The following is a 22836-nucleotide window of genomic DNA, read 5'->3' on the forward strand; positions in this document are numbered from 1 at the left end:
GATCGTCATGCAGCGTCAGGACCTGAACCCCCGAGTCACCTTCGATCTTGAGCTCGTAATGCGTAGGTCTCGGGTTCGAATCCCGAAGGCGGCTCGGATCAGCCCCAGGACTCACTCGCCGTGACCTGGGGCTTTTTCATGTCCGGGTCCGGCGTGGGACGCCTCATCCGGCATTCTGCCGGGGCAGGGGACCGTTATGGAGGATCACGCCTCGCGTCAGAAGATTCACGCCGTCCCCCGACAGTTGAACCAAGGCGCTGTGGGGCGGATGGAGGGAGTCCGTGGCCCTTCCGTAGCAGTTGATCCAGTCGAGGCGTAGGGATGCCGGGTCGCCCAGTGCCTCGTCGTTCAGTCGAGGCCTGAACAGCCGGCCGGTGCGCACGACGCCGCCTACGCAGCGGACAGCGCATGTCGCGGTCCCGGCGCTCCTTTCCTCTACCGCGTAGATCTGGAGTTCGCCGGGAGTGCTGTCATCCATTCGCGTCAGCCTCTGTCGTTGTCCTACGTCGTTCCGTGGTGAAGAACTCCAGCGCGTTGCCGGTGCAGCGCTCGCCGCAGGCGGGGCTGTCGAAGCCGGGATCGGTTCGTCGGCCGTGACAGGTTCTCCCGCCGGAAAGTACTGCGTGTCCCACGCGCCAAGAGTCACTGTCGATCTGCTCATGGCCTGGTCTTATTGCGGGGCGTCGGAGAACGGGTGGACGGTTTTTCCCCAAGTGAAGGTGAGTTGGTCTCGTGAAACTTCGTACGTGACGGCAGCGCCCGAGTGCTCGATGTCGAACTGTGTATGCAGCCACCTGTCCATGGCCAGAGCCGCCGCCTCGGACCGGTAGTCGCTCAGGGGATAGTCGAGTGAGGATGCGCGAATGAAGACTCCATCGGGCAGCAGTTCACTCAGGGCGGGTGCGTTGAGGGAGACTCCGAAGGCCAGCCAGGCGGCGTCCTTCCAGTGCAGGCCGGATGCAGGCAGGCCGAGCCAGACCTTCTTGTGGATCTGCATGCTGTGTGGCGGGATGCCGTTCTCGACAGGAGCGGATTCTGCCCGCAGGTCCACCGCGAGATTGCCCATGCCTGCGGTGCCGCGATGACGGAACTTGAATACGTGGGTCACGATGTCCTTCAGTCCCCGAAGTTGGGGCGATCGAAAATGCGCCGGTGGGAATAGTGTTCGTCGCCCATTCCTATGTGGCCTCGGATGTAGTCGAATTCGTGAGGATTTCCTTCTGGCAGGTAGGCCCGGCGGCCACAGGCTCCGCCCGGCAGGTCGCCGGGGCTGCTCGTCAGGTCGCCCGGTCCGAGGGGTCCGGGGCGACGCCCCGGAGGAGGTTGGCGATCAGCCGGTCCGCGAACTCTCTGCTCAGTGGTTGCGCGGGCATCAGCAGCCGGTGGTAGACGGCGCCCCAGAGCTGATCGACGATCGTCTCCAGGTCGGCCTCCGCACGGATCTGGCCCACCTGCTGTGCGCGGGTGAGGCGTTCGACGGCGAGGGCGCGCCGCTGAACGACGTAGTGGGCGGAGAGCGCCTCCGCCAGGCCGGGGTCGCCCTGGGCGGCTCCGATGATTCCGGCGATGACGGGGCCGTTGCGGTTCAGGAGATCGACGAAGCTGTGCAGCTGCGTGGTCAGGTCACGTCCGATGTCGCCGGTGTCGGGGAAGGCGAGGGTCTCCTTGAAGGTGTTGAAGTAGGCGTCGAAGGCCAGGGCGCCGGGGGAGGGCCACCACTTGTAGAGGGTCATCTTGCTGACGCCCGCGCGCGCGGCGACCTTCGAGAAGGTCAGGGCGTGGACCCCCTCGGTGAGCAGTAGCTCGGCTGCCGCCGTCAGCGTCGCGTGGCGGACGTCCTCCGCCCGGCGGCGTCCGCGCCCCGGCTTGAGCGGGTCGGTTCTCTCGGCCTCTGGTCGCTCCATGTGCCCGCTCCTGGTCCGGCGTGGCCGACCGGGTGGCGCGGCCCTGGGAGGGATTATATGGACTCACTGACCATATCTATATGGACGATGAGTCCATATAGCGGTAGTGTACTCACCGTCCACAAAGATGAGAGGGAGGTCGCTATGGCCGCCGTTGAGGAATCCGCCACCCGTGTGGCGATCGTGACCGGGGGCTCCGGCGGGATCGGCGGCGCCGTCGCGTCCGCGCTGGCCGCGCGGGGCACGGCGGTTGTCGTGCACTACTCCGGGGGCCCCGAGCGCGCCGGAAAAGTGGTGGCCTCGATCCAGGAGGCCGGTGGTCAGGCCGTCGCCGCCCGCGGCGACATCGCGGACGAGGCGGAGATGGCGGCCCTGTTCGACACCGCGGAGGAGCGCTTCGGCGGGGTGGACGTGGTGGTCAACACCGCCGGGATCATGCTGCTCGCGCCGGTGGCCGAGATGGACCTCGACGCCTTCGACCGGATGCACCGGGTCAACGTGCGCGGCACGTTCGTCGTCTCGCAGCTCGCCGCCCGGCGGCTGCGCCCCGGCGGAGCGCTGATCAACTTCTCGACCTCGGTCACCAGGCTCCAGCAGCCCACGTACGCCGCCTACGCGGCGAGCAAGGGTGCGGTCGAGGCCATGACTCTGATCCTCGCCCGCGAACTGCGCGGCCGGGACGTCACCGTCAACGCCGTGGCTCCCGGGCCGACCGCGACCCCGCTCTTCCTGGAGGGCAAGAGTCCCGAGCTGGTCGAGCGGATCGCCGCCGCCTCCCCGCTGGACCGGCTCGGTGCGGGCGAGGACATTGCGAGCACAGTCGCCTTCCTGGCCGGCCCCGACGGGCGGTGGGTCAATGGCCAGGTCCTGTTCGCCAACGGTGGCATCGCCTGACTGGTCGCGGGGCCCCCGTGTCCGTGGGGCTCCCGTGTTCGCAGGGCTCCCGTGTTCGCAGGGCTCGCGTGTGCAGGCATGCGGGAGTGCGGGTGAGCGGGCCTGTGGGCCGAGTGCGTGACTGCGTGACATGCTTCACCTGGTACATTGCCATGCATGGAACCAGGTGAGGCAAGTGGCCGGGCCTCGGGCAAGGCCGAGAGCCAGCTGCTCAAGGGCGTGCTGGAGTACTGCGTTCTCGCGCTGATGCGGGACGAGCCGAGGTACGGCGTCGAGCTGCTCCGTGAGCTCGGGGCGACCGGTGCGCTGGCGACCAGCCAGGGCACCGTGTATCCGCTGCTGGCGCGGTTGCGGCGGGACGAGCTGGTCGTCACCACCTGGCGAGAGTCGACGTCCGGTCCGCCGCGACGGTATTACGAACTGTCCGGGTCCGGCCGGGCCGCGCTCGCGGAGTTCACCGCGATCTGGCCCGGCTTCCGTGACGCCGTCGACCGACTCCTCACGCCGGGCAAGGAGCTCGGCGCGCACCTGGAAGGGCACACTCTTGAAGACCGATGAAACGCTCGTGCGGGACTACCTCGCGGCAGTCGAGCGTGAGACGTCGATGCTGCCGCCGGCCGCCCGCCAGGAACTCATCGCCGACCTCGGCGAACACATCGAGGTCTCGCTCGCCGAACGGCCCAGCAGCACCCGCGAAATCCTGGACGAGATCGGTGACCCCCGCGCGATCGCCGCGACGGCGTTCCAGGAGCTCGGCGGCGACGCGGGCGCGGCGGGGGCGGCGGCCCGGAAGCCGGGCCGCCGCCGTTCTCCGGTGTGGCTGCCCCTGGTACTCCTGTTGGTCAGCGCAGTCGTGCCTTACCTGGGGCAGGGCGTGGTCCTGGACTGGATAGCCTGCGCGTGCATGGTCAGCGGAGTCGTGATCATCTTCCGCGCCCGCTACTGGACCCTGGCCGAGAAGTGGACCGGGGTGGCCGTGACCTTCATCGTCCCCGTCGTCATGAGGGTCGGCTGGTACGTCTTCGTCCTCCCCGACGACGGAAGCGGTGCGGACCCGGCGCTGCGCTGGACGGTCGTCGCCCTGACGTTCGTCGTGACGCTGGCCGGAACCGGGTACCTGTGGCGGACCAGGCGTCCGTGAACCAGCTGAAGGCCCGCTACTTGAAGGCCCCGATGTTCCGGCCGGCCCACTCGGTGAAGGTGCGGGCCGGGCGGCCGAGGAGCTGTTCGACCGTGGGGCTGACCCGTTGCTCGGCGGGGGTGGGCTCACCGAGGATCGCGAGCGTCGTCACGACCACCGCCTCCGGCATGAACCGCAGCATCTCCGCACGGGCTTCGTCGCGGCTCTGCTCGACGAACGTGACCGGCTCACCGAGCACCTCCGCGAGGTCCCGGGCCCGTTGCCGGGGTGTGCTGAGAGCCGGGCCGGTCAGCTCGTACGTGTTCCCCGCGTGGCCGTCCTCGTGCAGGGCCGCGGCGGCTACCTCGGCGATGTCGGCCGGGTCGACGACCGGCAGGCCCACGTCCGCGAACGGGGCCGCGGCGGTTCGGTGAGCGCGGACCGAGTCCGCCCAGGCGTAGGCGTTGGAGGCGAAGCCGCCGGGGCGCAGGATCGTCCACCGGACGCCCGACTGCCGCACGGCCTCCTCCAGCGACCGCGCCACGCCTCCGTGCGAGGCCGACTCCGGTCGGGTGGCCACGCCCTGGGAGGACAGCAGCACGATCCGGCCCACCCCGGCGGTTCGGGCGGCGCCGAGGATCTCCGGTACGTCCAGGAGGTGGGCGCCCGCCCCCGTGTCGTGCAGGAACAGCGCGTCGGCGCCGTCGAGGGCGGGGCGCAGGCTGCCGGGGCGGGCGAGGTCCGCGCTGTGGTGCCGTACCGACGGGCCGGCCCCGGCGAGCCGGTCCGCCGGGGCGTTCCGGGACACCGCCGTCACGTCCTGGCCGGCTGCGGCGAGTGCCTGGACGAGCGGGCGTCCTACGTTTCCGGTTGCTCCGGTCACGACGATCATGTGGTCAGGTCCTCCGGTTCTTGTGCGGTTGTCACTGCTTCTTCTGTGCCGGGTACGGCGGTCACGGCTTCCGGCCGTACCAGGAGACGAGCCGGTCGATGTCCTCCGCGTCCGCGCCCGTCTCCACCACGGGGCCGAACGGCACCCGGCCGCCGCGCGGTTCGGCCGGCAGGGCGCGCCCCATCGCGGCCAGCGATCCCGCCAGCACCTCCGGGTCCCAGGCGGGGCGCAGGCCGACCGCCTTCGCCAGGTCCCAGGTGTGCAGGGTGAACTCGGTCGTGAACACGGTGGCGGCCGCCGCTCCGGGCAGGGTGCCGAACGGCAGGCGCAGCGGGCGGCTCAGGATCGCGGGGTCCGACCAGGCGTCCTCGGCCTCGCGGGCGGCGCTCTCCCACGCCGCCGCCCGGTCCGCGTCGGTGACGTCGTCCGCGATCACCGGGAAGCCCAGCGGATCACCGCCGCGCCCGATCAGGGCGACCTTGCGCAGCCCGGCGATCAGGTGCCCGGCGAGCTGCCGCACGGTGTAGTCGGGGCAGGGCGTCGGACCGTCCAGCTGTTCCGGGGGAAGTGCGGCAAGGGTTGTCCCGGCCAGGCCGACGGCCTTCCAGAGGGTGGTGCGGGTGTCGGTGAGGTGCGCGGTGTTGTTGGTCATGACCTCATCCTGAAAGCTAAAGTGGCCATCTTCTGGCCACTTTGAATCAGAGAATGATCGGTATGAGAGCTGACCGTCTGGTGGCCCTGCTGCTGTTCCTCCAGTCGCGCGGCCGGGTGACCGTCGCGGAGGTCGCGGTGGAGCTCGGCGTGGCCGAACGCACGGCCCGGCGCGATCTGGAGGCGCTGGCCACTTCCGGAGTTCCCGTCTACTCGCAGCGCGGGCGGGGCGGCGGCTGGTCGCTCGTCGGCGGCGCCCGTACCGACCTCACCGGGCTGACCGCCGACGAGAGCCGCGCCCTGTTCCTGCTCGCCGGGCCCTCCTCCGCGACGCCCGAACTGCGTACCGCCCTGCGCAAGCTGGTACGGGCCCTGCCGGCGACCCTGCGCCCGGACGCGGAGGCGGCCGTACGTGCCGGGGTCGTCGACGCCACCGACTGGTCGCGGACCGAGGTCACCACCGACGCGCCCCGGCTCGACGCGCTCCAGCGGGCGGTGATCGACGGGGTGCGGGTCAGGCTCGGTTACGCGGGTCCCGGCAGGCCCGGGAGCGAGCGGACGGTGCATCCGCTCGGGATCGCGTCCAAGGCGGGCGTGGCGTATCTCGTCGCGGACACCGAGCGCGGCCTGCGGACCTTCCGGCTCAGCCGCGTCACGTCCGTCGAGCCGACCGGGGAACCCGTCGTGCGGCCGGACGGATTCGACCTCGCCACGGCCTGGCGTTCCCTCGCCGGGCCGGTGGAGGACCGCATGCACGCGGTGACGGCGCGGGCTCTGGCGGACCCCGGGACCGAAACGGTCCTGCAACGGCTGTTCGGCGGCCGGCTGCGGATCGGCGCGGTGGGCGCGGACGGGCGGCTGGAGATCGAGGTGGACGGCCCGACACCGGAGGTGCTGGCCGCCCAACTGGCGGGCCTGGGCGCCGGGGTGGAGGTCCTCGGCCCGCCGGGCACGCGGGCCAGACTCGCGGAACTGGCGGCGGAACTGGCGTCCGTGTACGGGGTCCCGGACGGCGGGGGTGCGGACGCGGATGGGGATGGGGATGGGGGTACGGGTGCTGCGGAGGTGGTTCAGGGTCCGGCCGGGTGATCCCGCAGGGCCTTCGCGATCAGGTCGTGGATGAGGTATTCGCCGGGGGCGCGGTTCTCCGTCAGCCGGGGGAGGTCGTCGGGGCCGAACCAGTCGTAGGCGGTGTGCTTGGCCCACTCAAGGGCGGGGCGGCGCAGATCTCCGTCGACCTCGACGAGGTAGTCGGCCTCGTGCCGCGTACCGGCCCCGTCGTCGCCGGTCCAGGTGGTGATCCCGAAGAGGCGGCGGACGCGGCGCAGCCGCCAGCCGGTCTCCTCCGCGATCTCGCGGGCGAGGGCGTCCAGCAGCGATTCGCCGGGCTCCACGTGGCCGCCGACGATGTCCCAGCAGTCGGGGAACAGCCGCCGGTGCGGGCCGCGCCGCTGGGCGAAGGCCTTGCCGTCCGGGTCGAGGACCACCGCGCCGACCGCCCAGACCTCGCCGTCCGCCGGGACCGGGAACTCGACGCCGTCGTCCACGACCACGTTCGCACCCGCACCGGAGACGCCACCGCTGTCGTGGCCGGGTGCGCTCATGACGGTCCGGGCAGGCCCTGGCGGGCGGCCAGCCGTTCCATCAGGGCCGCGCTGCGCGCGAGCGACCTGCGTTCCTCGTCCGAGAGTTCGGCCTCGATGGCCAGGGCCAGCCAGCCGGCCCTGCGGCCGCGCTCCGCTTCCAGCGCGGACCGGCCGGCGTCCGACAGTTCGACCAGGGACTTGCGTCCGTCCGTCGGGTGGGACCTGCGGGTGACCAGGCCCTGATCGAGGAGGAGGCCGACCGCGCGGGCCATCGACTGCGGGCGTACGCGCTGGTCGGCCGCGAGATCGCTGGTGGTCATGGCGCCGTCGCGGTCCAGGACGCCGAGCACGGCGATCTGCCCCACCGGGATCAGGTCCTCGCGCTTCACGCGCCGGCTGAGCTTGCCCATCGCGGTACGCAGTTCGGTGGCGACGGTGGCGGCTTCCGGGGTCGGCATAGGGCACTTTAACCCGGAAACGCCGTCACGCAGCATAACTGAACAGCTGGGGTGCACAGCTATGCTGTACAGCATGACTGAACAGCAATGCTGTACAGTTTCCAGGTGTCGGGCCGAGCGCCAGCGTCGTCGCAGCCAGGGTCCGGCAGGCGACAAGGGAAGGAACTCCCATGCCCGTAAGCACAGTTGAGCCGACCGCCGTCCGTAACGTCACCGCCCGCGCCGTCCTCGACAGCCGAGGCAACCCCACCGTCGAGGTCGATGTCGTCCTCGCCGACGGATCTCTGGGCCGCGCCACCGTCCCTTCCGGCGCCTCCACCGGAGCCCGCGAGGCGGTGGAGCTGCGGGACGGTGACCCCGGGCGCTGGCACGGCAAGGGCGTCGACCGGGCCGTGGCTCATGTGAAGGGCGAGATCGCGGACGCGGTCACCGGGCGCGATGCCGATGACCAGACCGGCCTCGACGCCGCGCTCGTCGCGCTCGACGGCACCCCCACCAAGGCGCGGCTCGGCGCCAACGCCCTGCTCGGGGTCTCCCTCGCCACCGCGAAGGCCGCCGCCGTCTCGCACCGGGAGCCGCTGTACCGCTACCTCGGCGGCGCGGGCGCCCGGGTGCTGCCGGTGCCGATGATGAACATCATCAACGGTGGCGCCCACGCCGACAACCCGCTGGACTTCCAGGAGTTCATGATCGCGCCCGTGGGCGCGGACTCGTTCGCGGAGGCCGTCCGGATGGGTTCCGAGGTCTTCCACACGCTCCGCCGCGACCTGTTGGCCGCGGGCCACTCCACGGGCGTCGGCGACGAGGGCGGCTTCGCGCCCGCGCTGCGTACGGCCGAGGAGGCGCTCGACTTCGTCATGGCGGCGATCGAGCGGGCCGGCTACCGGCCCGGAGCGGACATCGGCCTCGTCATGGACCCGGCCTCCTCGGAGTTCTACCGGGACGGCGCGTACGTGTACACGGGTGAGGGCGTCCGGCGTACGTCCGCCGAACAGGTCGACTACTTCGCCGAGTTGATCGACGCGTACCCGATCGTCTCGGTGGAGGACCCGATGGCGGAGGACGACCTCGACGGGTGGCGCGAGCTGACGGCGCGGGTCGGGGCCGGGTGCCAGCTGACCGGGGACGACGTGTTCTGCACGAACGAGGCGCTGGTGCGGGAGGGCATTCGTACCGGGGTGGGCAACGCGGTCCTGGTCAAGGTCAACCAGATCGGGACGCTGAGCGAGGCGCTCGCGACGGTGGACGCCGCGCGGCGGGCCGGGTGGGCGGCGGTGATCTCCCACCGCTCCGGCGAGACGGAGGACACGACCATCGCGGATCTGGCCGTCGCCACGGGGTGCGGGCAGATCAAGACCGGGTCCCTGTCCCGCTCCGACCGCACGGCCAAGTACAACCAGCTCATCCGGATCGAGGAGGAGTTGGGGGATTCGGCGGTGTACGGATACGCCGCCCGGCCCGCGCCGTCCGCCGGGTGAGGGGCGGCACCGTCCTCAGCGAAGCCGGCGCAGCGCCGCGGTGCGGACCTTCAGGAGATTCGGCACCATGGCGTAGACCACGGCCGGGACGACGATGCCGGTGATGACCAGCGTGCGCAGGAGCATCGGGAAGCCCGCGACGTAGGGGCCGATCGCCAGCTGGACAACGGTGAGGGCCGTGAACACGGCCAGCCAGGTGAGCAGAACCCGCACGTGCACGGAGGGCAGCGGGACCGGCTGTGCCTGGGGCGTGGGAGCGGTGGAGGTGGTGGCGGGCATCGGTGGTCCTTCCGGTGGCGGGGGATCCTGCGGTGCTGCCGCCGGGGCTGTGCGGCTGCCCCCGGTGGCGGGTTCCACTGAACCAACCAACTGGTTGGATGTCAACCATCCAGTTGGTTGGTTCAGTGGTGAACTCGTTCTACGCTGGTGCCATGACCTCGGACACGCCCCCCACCAAGGAACGGCTCCTCGCTGCGGCGAAGGAGGAGTTCGCGGCCCACGGCATCGCCGGGGCCCGCGTCGACCGGATCGCGGAGCTGGCCGGCGTGAACAAGGAGCGGATCTACGGCTACTTCGGCAACAAGCAGAAGCTGTTCGACGCCGTCGTGGGCCGTGCGCTCGACGAGCTGGCCGAGGCCGTCCCGCTCCGGAGCGGCGACGACCCCGCGGAGTACGTGGGGCGGGTGTACGACTTCCACCGGGACAACCCGGTCCTGGTCAGGCTCTTCTTCTGGGAGGGGCTGCACTACCGCGACGGGGTGCTGCCCAACGAGGAGCTTCGCCGCAGCCGCTACGAGGAGAAGATCGCCGTCCTGGCCGAGAGCTTCGGGACCGAGGCGTCTCCACAGGTCGCGGCCTGCCTGCTGAGCCTGATCGGGCTCGCCGCCTGGCCCAACGCGGTACCGCAGCTCGCGCGGCTGATCATCGGTACGGATACGAGGACGGGTACGGGTACTGAGACAGGTGCGGGCGCGGCCGGGCTGGATCTGCGCGGCCACGTGGTGGCGTTCGCCCGGCAGGCGCTGTCCGGGCCGGGGGCCGTGACCGTATCCGGGGCTGTTCCCGGGTCCGGACCCGTCGCTGGTCCGCCGGCGCCCTAACCGCGCAGGTACGCCAGCACCGCCAGCACCCGGCGGTTCGTGGTGTCGTCCAGCGACAGGTCGAGCTTGCCGAGGATGCTGCCGAAGTGCTTGCTGACCGTGCCCTCGCTGACCGTCATCGCCGCCGCGATCGACGCGTTCGACCTGCCCTCCGCCATCAGGGCCAGCACCTCCTGCTCCCTGGCGGTCAGCCGGGACAGCGGATCCCGGCGGTGCCGGATCAGCTGGCGGACCACCTCGGGGTCCACCACCGTGTCCCCGGCGCCGACCCGGTGCAGCGCGTCGACGAACTCCTCGACGTGGCCGATCCGTTCCTTGAGCAGATAGCCGACGCCCCGCCCGTCCGCGGAGTCGAGCAGATCCTCCGCGTAGGCGCGCTGGACGTACTGGCTGAGTACGAGAACGGGCAGGTCCGGCTGGAGGGTGCGCAGTTCGACCGCGGCGCGCAGCCCCTCGTCGGAGAAGCCCGGGGGCATCCGGACATCGGTCACGACGATGTCCGGGCGGTGCTCGGTGACGGCCGCGATCAGCTCGCCGGCCGTTCCGGCTCCCGCCACCACCCGGTGCCCGAACCGTTCCAGCAGGCCGACCAGTCCCTCCCGCAGGAGCACGCTGTCCTCTGCCAGTACGATCCGCACGGTCAGGGCCTCCCGGACGACGGCGTGGACGGGGCGGGCACCTCCAGCCGGAACACCGTGGGCCCGCCGGGGGGACTGGACAGTAGCAGGTGGCCGCCGAGCACCGAGAGGCGGTCGGCCACCCCCTCAAGTCCCGTTCCGCCGCTGGTCACCGCGCCGCCCACGCCGTCGTCCGAGACCTCCACCACCAGCCGGCCCCGCTCGGTGCGGCCGGTCACCCGTGCCCGTCCCGCCCCGCTGTGCTTGGCGACATTGGCCAGCGCCTCGCAGACCGCGAAGTAGACCCCGGTCTTCACCGCTTCGGGCAGCCGGTCCGGCAGGTCGAGGTCCACGTCCACCGGCACCGCGGAGCGGTCCGCGACGTCCTCCACGGCGGCCCGCAGCCCCCGGTCCGTGAGGACCCGGGGGTGGATGCCCTGGATCAGCTCCCTGATCTCCACCAGGGCGACCCCGGCCTCCGCATGGGCCTTGGCCAGCATTCCGGCCAGCGGCTGCGCGGGGTTCTCCAGCCGGGCCAGGCCGAGCGTCATGGACAGGGCGACGAGCCGTTGCTGGGCGCCGTCGTGCAGATCGCGTTCGATACGGCGGCGCTCCGCCTCGAAGGCGTCCACCAGGCGCATCCGGGACCGCCCCAACTCCCGCAGCCTGGAATCGAGTCCGGCATCCGGCGGGGAGAGCAGCTGCCGGGTCAGCGCCGCCCGCCCGGCCGCCAGCAGTCCCAGCGGATATGCGAACACCGGCAGCAGGACCACCCCGGCGAGCAGCGCCGCGAAGGCGGGCGGATAGGAGTGGGCGAGCCAGATCTTGAGCACCCGGACCTCCTCACCGCCGCTCGCCGCCAGTACCGCGGGCGCCGCGATCAGCCCGCCGCAGACCGAGAGGGCCGTCCCCACCGCCAGTGCCTCCAGCGGCCACAGCACCAGGGCGAACAGCAGCGCGTACCCCAACTCCCGCCAGGTGGAACGTTCCTGGAGGCGGGTGCGCAGCCAGGACGGCAGCCCGGTGCCGTCCGGTTCGCGGTGTGCCGGGGGCAGCGGCCGGGGGTCGAGCAGTCGGAGCCTGCGCCGCTCCAGCGCGGCCAGCGGAATGCCGGCGAGTACCAGGGTCAGCAGCAGCGGTATCCCGATCAGGACCACCGACAGCGCACCGCCCACGACCGTCAGCAGGAGCAGGGCGGTGAGCGTCGCGATGCCGAGGGGCACGCTGGTCAGCAGGTAGAGCGCGGCCCGCCAGGGCCACCCGCCGAGGACGTAACGGCGCTGTCGCAGTGCCTGCGGGAGGCCGGGGGAGGAGGGCATGGGGGAACGTTAGGGCGCGTCCCGGAGCCCGGACCACCCAGTGGTGTCGACCTTCGTGGTGGAGCTACCTCCACCATGAGGACTCCTCCTCGCTGCGATGTGCCGGGAGCGCGGAGGCGGTTGGCTCCTGTCCATGAACCAAGCAGCTGTCCGACTCCGTTCGGTCACCCGGTCCTACGGCAGGAAGTCCGGCGCGGTGACCGCGCTGGACGGAGTGAGCCTGGACATCCCGCGCGCCACCTTCACCGCCGTCATGGGCCCGTCCGGCTCCGGCAAGTCGACCTTGCTCCAGTGCACCGCCGGCCTCGACCGGCCGACCGGCGGCCAGGTGTTCCTCGGTGACACCGAACTGACCGGGCTCAGCGAGCGGCGGCTGACGCTACTGCGCCGCAGCCGCATCGGCTTCGTCTTCCAGGCGTTCAACCTGCTGCCCTCCCTCACCGCGGAGCAGAACGTGGCGCTTCCGCTGCGGCTCGCCGGCCGCCGGCCGGGGCGGGCCGAAGTCCTCGACGTACTGGAGCGGGTGGGGCTGCGCGATCGGGCCGGGCACCGGCCCGGGGAACTGTCCGGCGGCCAGCAGCAGCGGGTCGCCCTGGCCCGCGCGCTGGTCACCCGGCCCGATGTCCTCTTCGGCGACGAACCCACCGGAGCGCTCGACTCCACCACCGGTCAGGAGGTGCTCTCGATGATGCGCACCATGGTCGACGACGGCCAGACCGTGGTCATGGTCACCCACGACCCGGTCGCGGCCGCCCGCGCCGACCGGGTGCTCTTCCTCGCCGACGGCCGGGTCCGGGACGAGCTGCACGCGCCGGACGCCGGGGAGATCGCCGCGCGCATGACGGGATTGGCGGCGGTCCCGTGCTGAGTCTCGTGCTCCGGGGCATCCGGACCCGCTGGGTCACCTTCGCCGGCTCCTTCGTCGCGCTGGCCCTCGGCGTGGGGATCGTCGCCGCCACCGGTCTGGCGCTCGCGGCGACGTTCGACGCGCCGCACCAGGGCCCGGAGCGGTTCGCCGCAGCCCCCGTCCTGGTCCGGGGCGAGGACCGGCTGCGGGTGGACACCCCGATCGGCGTCCGTACCCGGCCGCTCACCGATCCGCGCCCGGTCCCGGCGGAGCTCGCCGGGGAGCTCGCCCGCCTGGGCCGTACGGAACTGGACCGCACGTTCCCCGTGACCCTCGGGCCCGCCCGCCCGGCCGGTGACGGCGGGCGGGCCGTCGGCCACCCCTGGCCGGTCGCGGCCGCCGCCCCCTACCGGCTGGCCTCCGGGCGGGCCCCGGCCGCGCCCGGCGAGGTCGTCGTGACGGCGGCGGACGGCTCGGACCCGCATCGCGGGACGGGAGAGCGGATCACCGTCAGGACCCCGGCGGGCAGCGGCACCAGGACGGTGGTCGGGACGGTGCGCCCCGCCCACGGCTCCGCGGGCTTCGAGACCGCCGTGTTCTTCACCGAGGCCGAGGCCGCCAGGATCTCCCCGGACATCGACGCCGTGGTGGTGCACGCGGATCCGGCGGCGGTGCGCGCGACCGTGCGCAGAACCGCGGCCAACGGCTCCGGTACGGGCTCCGGCATGGCGGTCCTCACCGGCGACGAGCGGCGCCTGGCCGACCCCGATCCGGACCGGGACGCGGAGGCGCTCGCCTCGGTCAACGCCCTGCTCGGCACGGCCGCGGGCATCACCTCCTTCGTCAGCGTCTTCGTGATCGCCTCGACGTTCTCGTACGGAGTGGCCCAGCGCCGCCGCGAGTTCGGCCTGCTCCGCACGGCGGGCGCCACGCCCGGCCAGGTGCGCCGGCTGGTGTACGCCGAAGCCGTCCTCATCGGCGTACTCGCGTCGGCGGTCGGCTGCCGGCTCGGCCTGTCCGGTGCGCCCCGGCTCGCCTCCTGGATGGCCGGTGAGGGGCTGGCGCCCCGCTGGTTCGAGATCGGTGACCAGACCTGGCCGCTGCACACCGCGTTCTGGACCGGGCTCTCGGTGGCCCTGATCGGGGCGGTCACCGCCGCGTACCGGGCCGGCCGGACCGGACCGGTCGAGGCGCTGCGCGAATCCGCCGTCGACAGCGGCTCGATGCCGCTGAGCCGGATCCTGCTGGGCCTGGCCGTCCTGCTGACCGGGGCCGTGCTGGTGGCCGTCGCGCTCGTCCAGGACCCCGGCGGGCTCCTCAAGCGGAAGACCTACATCACCCAGCCGATGCTGCTGATCGTCGGGTTCGCCCTGTTCGCACCCGTGCTGGTCCGCCCCGCCATCCGGTCGCTCACCTGGCTGCCGGCCCGGCTGCCCGGCGCCACATGGCTGCTGACCAGGGAGAACGCCTGCGCCGGGCTGCGCAGGACGGCCGCCGTCGCCGCTCCCGTGATCGTCACCGTCGGCCTGGCCGTGTCGCTCATGGGCACGACGGCCACCATCGACGCGGCCAAGTCCGCGGAGGTGCGTACCCAGGCCACCGGGGACTTCGTCGCCACGACCGACGGCGGGGCGGTCTCCGCACGGTTCGTCGAACGGGCCCGGCGCATCCCCGGCGCGGTGGTCAGCGCCTCGCGCTCCACCTCCGTGACCGTTCTGGAGGAGGGCGTGGCGCTCGTCGGCTCGGAGGCCAGGGCGGTGGACCCGGCGGACGCGGCAGCCGTGTCCGCGCTGCCGGTGGTGGCGGGCCGGTTCGCGGACCTCGACGACGGTGGCATCGTCGTCAACGAGGAGTGGCTGACCAGGACGGTCGGCGAGCGCGTCGGCGTCTGGCTGGGCGACGGCCGCAAGGTGACCCTGCGAGTGGTGGCCGTGCTCGCCACCGGAACGGGCGGCAACGGCGTCTACGTCACCCCGCGCAACGCCGCCCGTGCCGCGATCGACCGGGTCGACATCGGGATCCGGGCCGGTGCCGAACGGTCCGCCGTCGCGAAGCAGCTGTACGCGGACGGGCGGGCGACCGGCACCGATGTGCTGACCACGGCTCAGTGGGTGAAGAGCGACCGTCCGGCGACCGGCTCCGCCACCCGGACCGGGATGCTGATGATTCTCGCGATCGCCCTGCTGTACACGGGGATCGCGCTGGCCAACACGCAGGTGATGGCCACCTCCGACCGGGTGCGGGAGCTGGCGGTGCTCCGGCTCGCCGGGGCGACGAAAGCGCAGGTGCTGCGGCTGGTCGGGGTGGAGGCGCTGGCCGTGGTCGCGGTGGGCGCGGTGCTCGGCGGGGTCGTCGCCGCGCTGAACCTGCTCGGCGTGCGCACCGCTCTCGGGCTGCTCGGCGCCGGATCGGGCGTTGTCGTCCCGTGGGGCGCCATCGGCCTCGTGGCGGGGGTGAGCGCGGCGCTGGCCGTGGTCTTCGCCGTGCTGCCCGCGTCCCTCGCGCTGCGCACCCGGCCGGTCGAGCCGGCGGGTACGCGCGACTGACCGGGCCCGCGCGGATGCGGTCGAGCCCTGTGTGAACGGGACGGGGGAGGGGGCGGGGGCGGGTCCGGGGCCTATGCCGACAGTGAGCCGACCAGCTCCGACGCCTTCCCGATGAGGGCCAGTTCGGCCGGGCTCATCGTCGGGTTGGCGGCCCTGCGGGACGCCGCCCCGGCGAGGTGGCGGGCCGGGATGCCGTCGTCGGCGGCCAGCAGCGGCACCAGGATGTCCACCAGCGCGCGGGCGCCCGACGCCGCCGGGTCATGGGGATCGACCGCGACCTGGGCCAGGATCAGCGCGGTCATGGCCCGGTCCAGGGCGGGCGGGCCCTCCTCCGTGTTGCTCCAGTCGATCACCACCGGGCCGCCTGCCGTCAGCATCACGTTGCCCGGGTGCAGGTCCAGGTGGAGGATCCGGTCCTCGGGGTCCGCCGAGAGCCGGGCCGGGACGGTGTGCAGGTCCGCGAGCAGACCGGCCAGCATGACGGAGCCCTCCTGCCCGCCGAGTTCGCCGGACATCAGGGAATCCAGCATCGTCGTACCGCTCAGGCGCTGCAGCACCAGGTCGCCGGGACCGGCGGAGACGGGCAGCGGGCCGAGCCGGGGGACCGGGTAGCCGGAGGCCGAGAGATAGGACATGACGGGCATCTCGCGCCTGGCGTCCAGCCCGTCGCGATAACGCCGCAGGACCCACTGCTCGTCCAGTTCGTATACGTCGGCGGAGCGTCCGGTGCCCAGCAGTTGGCCTATTCGCATGAGGGGAACCTACTCGGGCCGGGCGTGAACGGGGAGGCCGGAGCGCGGGTTTCACCGTATCGCCGCCGGTCACGGCCGCCCCATAACGTGATGCGATGGGGCGGACGGGATCTCCTGGAGCCGGGCGCGCGCGGCTACGTTGTCGGCAATTCCCCCGCAACGAAGGAGAGTTCCATGGATATTTCCGTGGAGAGTCCGGTGGAGAGATCCGTACTCCGAAGACGTGCGCCGGCCGCGTTCGCCGCCGCCGTGGCCGTCGGCGCGCTCGCCCTGGCCGGACTGACCGGCACCGCGTCCGCGGACCCTTCCCCCGCCTCCCCCGCCGCTCCCGTCGCCGGGGCGGACCGGCTCTCTCCCGGTCTGATCGAGGCGATGCGGCGCGATCTCGGGCTGACCGCCGACGGTGCGCGGGCCAGGATCGGCGCGGAGTCCCGTGCGGCGGCCACGGCCGCCGGGCTGCGGCACTCCCTCGGCGCCGGTTTCGGCGGCGCCCGGGTGAGCGGTGACGCGGCGGAACTGACCGTCGCCACCACCGACGCGGCGGACACCGCCAGGATCACGGAAGCCGGTGCGCGGGCCGTCGTCGTATCCCACAGCCTGGCCGAACTCACCTCGGCCAAGGCCGCCCTCGACCGGGTGGCGCGGCAGCGACCGCCGAAGGACGTACCCGCCTGGTACGTCGATGTGCGCACCAACCGCGTCGTCGTCGAGGCCGGCCGGGGCGCCGCCGCCGACAGCTTCCTGGCCGCGGCCGGGGTGGACGGCGATCTGGTGACTGTCGGCCGATCGGCCGGTCAGCCGCGCACGTTCACCGATCTCCGGGGCGGTGACGCGTACTACATGAACGGTACGGGCCGCTGTTCCATCGGCTTCCCCGTCAAGCGCGGCACCCAGGGCGGCTTCGTCAGCGCCGGGCACTGCGGCACCCCGGGTGTCACCACCAGCGGCTACAACCAGCAGGCCCAGGGCTCCTTCCAGGGCTCCACCTTCCCCGGCCGCGACTACTCCTGGGTCGCCGCGAACACCGGCTGGACCCCCCGCCCGCTGGTGAACGGCTACGGCAACGGCGATGTGACGGTCACCGGTTCCACCGAGGCGCTGGAGGGCTCGTCGGTCTGCCGCTCGGGCTCGACGACCGGCTGGCACTGCGGCACCGTCCAGCAGCGCAACAGCAGCGTCACCTACCAGGAGGGCACCGTCTCCGGGGTGACCCGTACCAACGTGTGCGCGGAACCCGGCGACTCCGGGGGCTCGTTCATCTCCGGCAGTCAGGCCCAGGGCGTCACGTCCGGCGGCACCGGCAACTGCACCCAGGGCGGTACGACGTACTTCCAGCCGGTCAACCCGGCACTCCAGGCGTACGGGCTGACCCTGGTCACCAGCGGCACCCCGACCGATCCGACCGACCCGACCGATCCGCCGACGGAGCCCGGCGGCAGCTGGGCGGCCGGCACGGTGTACGCGGCGGGCGACGTGGTGACGTACGGCTCCGCCAGTTACCGGTGCCTCCAGGGGCACCAGGCCCAGACCGGCTGGACGCCCCCGAACGTCCCCGCGCTGTGGCAGGCGCTGTAGCACCCGGCACCGCAGACCCCGCACCCCACCCCGAGGAGTCCGCCATGTCCCCCGACCCCGTCGACCGCTTCTCAGAGGACCGGCCGATCAGCCGCAAGACCCTGCTCAAGGCGGCCCTGGTGGCCACCGCGGTCCCGCTGTTCGCCGGGACCGGGGTGGCGCTGGCCCGTGACACCGGCTCCAGCGGCCTGCCGCTGGCCCCGACACCGGACTGTGACGACGGCGACGGCCCGACCCACGACCAGATCGAGGGCCCGTACTTCAAGCCCAACTCCCCGCTCCGCACCAGCCTGGTGAGCGCGGGCACGCCCGGTGTCCGGCTGACCGTCAGCGGCTATGTCTTCGGGCGGGCCTGCGAGCCCGTGCCCGGAGTGCTGCTCGACTTCTGGCAGGCCGACACCAACGGCGCGTACGACATGAGCGGGTTCGCCTTCCGCGGCCACCAGTTCACCGACGCGGCGGGGGCCTTCACCCTCTCGACGATCGTGCCGGGGCTGTATCCCGGCCGCACCCGGCACATCCATGTGAAGGCCCAGGCGCCCGGTTCCGCCGTCCTCACCACCCAGCTCTACTTCCCGGACGAGCCGCGCAACAGCACCGACACCATCTTCGATCCGGCACTCCTGATGAACGTCAGGTCCGTCGGCTCTGGCAAGGAGGGGACCTTCGACTTCGTCCTCGACATCGCGCAGGACCCGACTGATCCCACCGATCCGCCGACAGACCCGCCGACCGAGCCGGGCGGCGGCTGGGCGGCCGGGACGCTGTACAGCGCGGGAGACCGCGTCACGTACGGCGGGAGCCCGTACCGCTGTCTACAGGCGCACACCGCCCTGACCGGCTGGGAGCCGCCGAACGTCCCCGCCCTGTGGGAACGCGGCTAGAGCCTTTCGTGCCAGGCGGGTGCCCCGTCCTCCCCGGGGCACCCGCCGCCGCAGGCCCGCCGGGTCACTTGGCGTCCGAGTACCGCCGCACCACCGCCGTGGTGAACGGGAAGCGGACCGGTGTCTCACCGAAGGCGATCCGGCCGGCCAGCTCCCCGGCGGCCCGGATCGCCTCCACCACCGTCTCCGCCTCCTCCAGGGGGCAGTGCACGATCACCTCGTCGTGCTGGAAGAAGACCAGTTCGGCCCGGAGCCCGGCGGCGGTCAGCGAGTGGCGCAGCGCGGCCAGGAGCAGCAGCGCCCAGTCGGCGGCGCTGCCCTGCACCACGAAGTTACGGGTGAAGCGGCCGCGGGCACGGGCGTCGGAGGAGGCGTAGCCGGGCGTGAAGCCGCCGTCCGCCGGGGACCCGGAGCCCTCGTCCGGGAGGTCGTCGCCGCCCTCCTGCGGTATTCCGGCCTCCCCGTCGTCCCCGCTGCCGGCCGCGGGCGGACTGGTCCGGCCGAGCCAGGTCCGTACGAGACGGCCCTCCTCGCCGGCCTTCGCGGCGTCGTCCACATAGGCGACGGCGTGCGGGAACCTGCGGCGCAGGGCGGCCAGATTCTTCAGGCCGTCCCCCGAGGTCTGGCCGTAGACGGCGCCGAGCAGCGCGATCTTGGCGTGGTCGCGGTCGCCGTGGAAGGCGCGGTCGGAGAGCGCGGTGTAGAGGTCGCCGTCGTGCCCGGCCACCTCCATCAGGCCCCGGTCGCGGGAGATCGCGGCGAGCACCCTCGGCTCCATCTGGTCGGCGTCCGCGACGACCAGCCGCCAGCCCTCGTCGGCGACGACCGCCCGCCGGATCACCTTGGGGATCTGCAGCGCCCCGCCGCCGTTGGTCGTCCAGCGGCCGCTGACCGTGCCGCCCGGCTGGTACCCGGGGCGGAAGCGGCCGTCGCGCACCCAGTCCTGGAGCCAGCTCCAGCCGTGCGCCGTCCAGATCCGGTACAGCTTCTTGTACTGGATGAGGGGCTCCACCGCCGGGTGGTCCAGCCCCTCCAGCTCCCAGCGCCGGGTCGACCTCACCTTGATCCCGGCCCGGCCGAACGCCCGCACCACGTCGGCGGGGAGGTCCGGGCGGACCCGGTGGCCGAAGGCGGCGGACACCTCGTCCGCCAGCTCGGCCAGCCTGCGGGGCTCGCCGCCGCCCGCGTACCGCTCGCCCAGCAGCTCCTGGAGGACGTCCCGGTGGACGTCGGCCCGCCAGGGCAGCCCCGCGCGGTTCATCTCGGCGGCGACCAGCATGCCGGCCGATTCGGACGCCGTCAGCAGGCGCATCCGGTCCGGCCGGTCCGTGGCGTCGTGCCGGGCGAGCTGGTCCGCGTACACCCGGAGCAGGCCGTCGAAGGGCAGCTCGGTGCCGGAGCGGGGTTCGAACAGGGAGGACTGGGAGCCGGGCACCGCCTGGCGCGGCGCCGGGTCGGGCGGCACCGGGGCGCGCAGCAGCCGGGCGTGGGCGGCGGCCGCGGAGCGGGGTTCACCGAGCCGGCCCTCGTGCCCCAGGAGGAGGGACTCGGCGGCCTCGATGTCGTAGCAGCGCGCCACGGGCACCCCGGCGGCGAGCAGCAGGGGGTAGATCTCGGTGGTCGAACGCCACACCCAGCGGGTCACCGCGGGGCGGCTGCGGACGGCCTCCGCCAGGTCGGGTTCGGTCACGGCGGGGGCGGTGGGCAGACCCGCGGCGTCCAGCGGGACGAGGCGGGCGCCACCGCTCTCCGTGGCGGCTACCGCCCAGCGTTCGGTCATATGGCCGAGTCTGGCACCCCCCACTGACAGCGCGAGGCGGCTGGCACGGGCGGGTCGCAGACGGGAAGATCGGGAAGAGCGGCACAGACCCTGCTCCGGGCCCCGGAGCACCCACCGAGGGGACAGGCGCGATGGAAGCGATCGTTTTCGAGGAGTTCGGCGGACCCGAGGTCCTGCATCCCGCCCGGGTCGAGGACCCGCATCCCGGTCCGGGGCAGGTGCGGGTGAAGGTGATGGCCGCCGGGGTGAATCCGATGGACTACAAGATCCGGCGCGGCTGGATGCGGGAGATGTTCCCGACCTCGCTCCCGGCGATCCCGGGCGTCGAGTTCGCCGGTGTGGTCGACCGGACCGGCGAAGGGGTCACCGGGGTCGAGGTCGGCGACGAGGTGTTGGGCCGCAGCGCGACGGGTTCCTACGCCGAGTACGTGCTGGCAGAGGCCACCCGCGTCGCGCCCAAGCCGGCCGGGCTGAGCTGGCAGGACGCCGCCGCGCTGACCATCGCGGCGGACACCGCCCAGCGCGTCCTGGACGAGCTCGCGGTGGGCGAGGGCGACACGCTGCTGCTGCACGGGGCGGCCGGGGCCGTCGGATCGGCCGCGGTGCAGCTGGCGGTGGCCCGGGGCGCGACGGTGATCGGCACGGCGTCCGCCGCCAACCACGACTACCTGCGGGTGATCGGCGCGACTCCGGTGGAGTACGGGGACGGGCTGGTCGGCCGGGTCCGCGAAGCCGCTCCCCAGGGTGTGGACGCGGTCTTCGACGTGGCGGGGCGCGGAGCGCTGCCGGACTCCATCGAGCTGCGCGGCGGCACCACGGACCGGATCGTCACCATCGCGGACCCGGCGGCGGCCGAGCACGGCGTCCCCTTCTCCGCGGGTTCGCCCGGCTCCTCCGAGCAGCTGGCCGAGCACGCCCGGCTGGCGGCGGACGGCGAGCTGCGGGTGCCGGTCGAGCGGGCCCTGCCGCTGGTCGACGCGGCCGACGCGCAGCGGCTGAGCGAGGCGGGGCACGTACGGGGGAAGCTCGTCCTCCTGCCGTGACCGGCGCCGGACGGGCGGCGGCCCGCGACCGGCGGAGTTCGTCCACAGCCTGTGGACGAACTCCGCCGCCTCTGTCGTCTCTGTCACCCCCGTCAGCTGCGCCGCCTCCGCCGATCGGGCCACGCCTACGCTGACCTCATGGAACCGGTGATCGACCAGGCATTCGCGGCCGCCCTCTACTCGGACGGCGACGCCGGTCTCGACACCGGGGCCTCGCTCCTCGCGGCGGACCCGGCGAGCGACGGCGAGCTGCTGCGGCGCGGGGAGGAGTTCGTCCGGCGGGCCTGGGAGCGCGGCTGGCTGCCGGCCGATCTCGTACGGGTCGTCCGCCGCGAACTCGACGAGCACGGGGCCGCGCTGGCCGCCGGGCTGATCGTCTCCGAGGTGCGGCGGTACGAGCGGCTGCCGCCCCGCTGGCAGTCCCAGCTGGACGAGCTGCCGCCGGCGCCGCGGCCGGGCCGGCCCGACCGGTTCTCGTACGCCTCCGAGCTGCTCGGGCTCTACCGGCTGCTGCTGCGGCTGCCCGCCATCGAACCCGTCGGGCCCCCGCCCGGCGCGCCGCGCGACGGGCTGAGCCTGCCGCCCGCGCACGACGAACCCCGCATGCTGACCCGAATCAGGGCACTGCTGGCCAAGGCGGAGGCGACCGGGTTCCCCGAGGAGGCGGAGGCGCTCACCACCAAGGCGCAGGAGCTGATGGCCCGGCACAGCATCGACGAGGCGCTGCTCGCCGCCCGTACCCACAGCGACCGCGCGCCGGGCGCCTGCCGGATCGGGGTGGACGCCCCGTACGAGACGGCGAAGGCGATCCTGCTCGACGCCGTCGCCTCGGCGAACCGCTGCCGGGCCGTGTGGAACAGCGACCTCGGCTTCTCGACGGTCGTCGGCTTCGAACCCGACCTGGAGGCCGTGGAGCTCCTGCACACCTCGCTGCTGGTGCAGGGCACCGTGGCGATGACCAGGGCGGAGGCGGGCCAGCGGGCCGGCGGGCGTAAGCGGACCAAGACCTTCCGGCAGTCCTTCCTGATGGCGTACGCCCAGCGGCTGGGCCGCCGGCTGGCGGAGGGCACCGCCCGCGCCACCGCGGAGGCCGACGCGGAGGGCGCCGCCGCCGGACCGTCCACCGCGACGGACCCCGGTCTGCTGCCCGTGCTGGCCGCCCGCGACATGGCGGTCACGGACACCGCGGAGCGGATGTTCCCGCGGACCACGACCACCCGGGTGCGCGGCGCCGTCGACCCGGACGGCTGGACCCACGGCACGGCCGCCGCCGACCGGGCCAGGATGGGCGCGGACGCCCCGGGGATCCCCGGCCGGAGCCGCCGGATCCCGCGCGCGTAACAGCCGGGGCCGCCGCACCCCGCGCGCGTGGCCCCGGAAACCTCTGCGG

The 22836-nt window shown here is 73.1% G+C and carries 23 protein-coding genes; 12 read left to right on the forward strand and 11 right to left on the reverse strand.

The annotated features are described in order from the left end of the window. Window positions 1-670 precede the first annotated feature (670 nt). Both ACFVQ0_RS34885 and ACFVQ0_RS34890 read right to left on the reverse strand, forming a co-directional pair. Complete coding sequence (locus ACFVQ0_RS34885; protein ID WP_390093197.1) at window positions 671-1108, reverse strand: hypothetical protein; 438 nt, start codon at window positions 1106-1108, stop codon at window positions 671-673. A 169-nt stretch (window positions 1109-1277) separates the two neighbouring features. After that, on the reverse strand, window positions 1278-1904 hold the full coding sequence (locus ACFVQ0_RS34890) for a TetR/AcrR family transcriptional regulator (protein WP_390093198.1): 627 nt from the start codon (window positions 1902-1904) through the stop codon (window positions 1278-1280). A 144-nt stretch (window positions 1905-2048) separates the two neighbouring features. Between ACFVQ0_RS34890 and ACFVQ0_RS34895 the strand changes: the two genes are divergently transcribed. From ACFVQ0_RS34895 to ACFVQ0_RS34905, 3 genes are all read left to right on the forward strand, one after another. Beyond that, window positions 2049-2798, forward strand: coding sequence for an SDR family oxidoreductase (locus ACFVQ0_RS34895; RefSeq protein ID WP_390093199.1), 750 nt, complete (start codon window positions 2049-2051; stop codon window positions 2796-2798). A 156-nt stretch (window positions 2799-2954) separates the two neighbouring features. After that, the gene (locus ACFVQ0_RS34900; RefSeq protein ID WP_390093200.1) at window positions 2955-3356 is read left to right on the forward strand and encodes a PadR family transcriptional regulator; all 402 of its coding nucleotides are present in this window, start codon (window positions 2955-2957) and stop codon (window positions 3354-3356) included. Next, window positions 3343-3939: an HAAS signaling domain-containing protein gene (locus ACFVQ0_RS34905; RefSeq protein ID WP_390093201.1), complete on the forward strand. Its 597-nt coding sequence runs from the start codon at window positions 3343-3345 to the stop codon at window positions 3937-3939. Before ACFVQ0_RS34900 ends, ACFVQ0_RS34905 begins: the two co-directional genes overlap by 14 nt. Window positions 3940-3955: 16 nt before the next feature. Here ACFVQ0_RS34905 and ACFVQ0_RS34910 read toward each other — a convergent pair whose 3' ends face one another. Then, the gene (locus tag ACFVQ0_RS34910; RefSeq protein ID WP_390093202.1) at window positions 3956-4810 is read right to left on the reverse strand and encodes an NAD(P)H-binding protein; all 855 of its coding nucleotides are present in this window, start codon (window positions 4808-4810) and stop codon (window positions 3956-3958) included. A 61-nt stretch (window positions 4811-4871) separates the two neighbouring features. Next, window positions 4872-5462 (reverse strand): TIGR03086 family metal-binding protein, encoded by a 591-nt coding sequence (locus ACFVQ0_RS34915; protein WP_390093203.1) that lies wholly within the window; start codon window positions 5460-5462, stop codon window positions 4872-4874. Window positions 5463-5524: 62 nt separating this feature from the next. Here ACFVQ0_RS34915 and ACFVQ0_RS34920 point away from each other — a divergent pair, with 62 nt between their 5' ends. Next, a complete protein-coding gene (locus ACFVQ0_RS34920; protein WP_390093204.1) occupies window positions 5525-6550 on the forward strand; it encodes a helix-turn-helix transcriptional regulator in 1026 nt (341 codons plus the stop codon). Here ACFVQ0_RS34920 and ACFVQ0_RS34925 read toward each other — a convergent pair. Continuing rightward, the gene (locus tag ACFVQ0_RS34925; RefSeq protein WP_390093205.1) at window positions 6532-7065 is read right to left on the reverse strand and encodes an NUDIX hydrolase; all 534 of its coding nucleotides are present in this window, start codon (window positions 7063-7065) and stop codon (window positions 6532-6534) included. The two genes, ACFVQ0_RS34920 and ACFVQ0_RS34925, sit on opposite strands and share 19 nt — an antisense overlap. Further along, window positions 7062-7505: a MarR family winged helix-turn-helix transcriptional regulator gene (locus tag ACFVQ0_RS34930; protein ID WP_390093206.1), complete on the reverse strand. Its 444-nt coding sequence runs from the start codon at window positions 7503-7505 to the stop codon at window positions 7062-7064. Before ACFVQ0_RS34930 ends, ACFVQ0_RS34925 begins: the two co-directional genes overlap by 4 nt. Window positions 7506-7675: 170 nt before the next feature. Between ACFVQ0_RS34930 and eno the strand changes: the two genes are divergently transcribed. Next, window positions 7676-8983, forward strand: a complete 1308-nt coding sequence (eno, locus tag ACFVQ0_RS34935) for a phosphopyruvate hydratase (RefSeq protein WP_390093207.1) — start codon at window positions 7676-7678, stop codon at window positions 8981-8983. Window positions 8984-8998: 15 nt separating this feature from the next. Here eno and ACFVQ0_RS34940 read toward each other — a convergent pair whose 3' ends face one another. Continuing rightward, entirely contained in the window at window positions 8999-9262 is a 264-nt protein-coding gene (locus ACFVQ0_RS34940) for a hypothetical protein (protein WP_390093208.1), read from the reverse strand. A 152-nt stretch (window positions 9263-9414) separates the two neighbouring features. Here ACFVQ0_RS34940 and ACFVQ0_RS34945 point away from each other — a divergent pair, with 152 nt between their 5' ends. Next, on the forward strand, window positions 9415-10083 hold the full coding sequence (locus ACFVQ0_RS34945; protein ID WP_390093210.1) for a TetR/AcrR family transcriptional regulator: 669 nt from the start codon (window positions 9415-9417) through the stop codon (window positions 10081-10083). Here the strand turns inward: ACFVQ0_RS34945 and ACFVQ0_RS34950 are convergent. Together ACFVQ0_RS34950 and ACFVQ0_RS34955 are read right to left on the reverse strand one after the other, a co-directional pair. After that, window positions 10080-10721, reverse strand: a complete 642-nt coding sequence (locus ACFVQ0_RS34950) for a response regulator (RefSeq protein WP_390093211.1) — start codon at window positions 10719-10721, stop codon at window positions 10080-10082. The two genes, ACFVQ0_RS34945 and ACFVQ0_RS34950, sit on opposite strands and share 4 nt — an antisense overlap. Before the next feature lie 2 nt (window positions 10722-10723). Next, window positions 10724-12019, reverse strand: a complete 1296-nt coding sequence (locus ACFVQ0_RS34955; protein WP_390093212.1) for a sensor histidine kinase — start codon at window positions 12017-12019, stop codon at window positions 10724-10726. 133 nt (window positions 12020-12152) lie between these two features. Here ACFVQ0_RS34955 and ACFVQ0_RS34960 point away from each other — a divergent pair, with 133 nt between their 5' ends. Then, window positions 12153-12887 (forward strand): ABC transporter ATP-binding protein, encoded by a 735-nt coding sequence (locus ACFVQ0_RS34960; RefSeq protein ID WP_390093213.1) that lies wholly within the window; start codon window positions 12153-12155, stop codon window positions 12885-12887. Next, window positions 12881-15412, forward strand: a complete 2532-nt coding sequence (locus ACFVQ0_RS34965) for an ABC transporter permease (RefSeq protein ID WP_390093215.1) — start codon at window positions 12881-12883, stop codon at window positions 15410-15412. The genes ACFVQ0_RS34960 and ACFVQ0_RS34965 overlap by 7 nt, the downstream gene beginning before the upstream one ends. A 71-nt stretch (window positions 15413-15483) precedes the next feature. Here ACFVQ0_RS34965 and ACFVQ0_RS34970 read toward each other — a convergent pair whose 3' ends face one another. Further along, the gene (locus ACFVQ0_RS34970) at window positions 15484-16164 is read right to left on the reverse strand and encodes a phosphotransferase (RefSeq protein ID WP_390093216.1); all 681 of its coding nucleotides are present in this window, start codon (window positions 16162-16164) and stop codon (window positions 15484-15486) included. Window positions 16165-16362: 198 nt separating this feature from the next. On the opposite strand from ACFVQ0_RS34970, the gene ACFVQ0_RS34975 reads away from it, so the two are divergent. Both ACFVQ0_RS34975 and ACFVQ0_RS34980 read left to right on the forward strand, forming a co-directional pair. Then, complete coding sequence (locus tag ACFVQ0_RS34975) at window positions 16363-17739, forward strand: alpha-lytic protease prodomain-containing protein (RefSeq protein WP_390093287.1); 1377 nt, start codon at window positions 16363-16365, stop codon at window positions 17737-17739. Window positions 17740-17783: 44 nt separating this feature from the next. Continuing rightward, window positions 17784-18623 (forward strand): carbohydrate-binding protein, encoded by an 840-nt coding sequence (locus ACFVQ0_RS34980; RefSeq protein ID WP_390093217.1) that lies wholly within the window; start codon window positions 17784-17786, stop codon window positions 18621-18623. Between the two features lie 64 nt (window positions 18624-18687). Here the strand turns inward: ACFVQ0_RS34980 and ACFVQ0_RS34985 are convergent, their stop codons facing one another. Continuing rightward, on the reverse strand, window positions 18688-20403 hold the full coding sequence (locus ACFVQ0_RS34985) for a bifunctional 3'-5' exonuclease/DNA polymerase (protein WP_390093218.1): 1716 nt from the start codon (window positions 20401-20403) through the stop codon (window positions 18688-18690). A gap of 131 nt (window positions 20404-20534) precedes the next feature. On the opposite strand from ACFVQ0_RS34985, the gene ACFVQ0_RS34990 reads away from it, so the two are divergent. Together ACFVQ0_RS34990 and ACFVQ0_RS34995 are read left to right on the forward strand one after the other, a co-directional pair. Continuing rightward, on the forward strand, window positions 20535-21446 hold the full coding sequence (locus tag ACFVQ0_RS34990; protein WP_390093219.1) for an NADP-dependent oxidoreductase: 912 nt from the start codon (window positions 20535-20537) through the stop codon (window positions 21444-21446). Between the two features lie 138 nt (window positions 21447-21584). Beyond that, window positions 21585-22787, forward strand: a complete 1203-nt coding sequence (locus ACFVQ0_RS34995) for a DUF2786 domain-containing protein (protein WP_390093220.1) — start codon at window positions 21585-21587, stop codon at window positions 22785-22787. Window positions 22788-22836 lie beyond the last annotated feature (49 nt).

Origin of the sequence: Streptomyces sp. NPDC057900, assembly GCF_042887885.1 — a bacterium.
Lineage (GTDB): Bacteria > Actinomycetota > Actinomycetes > Streptomycetales > Streptomycetaceae > Streptomyces.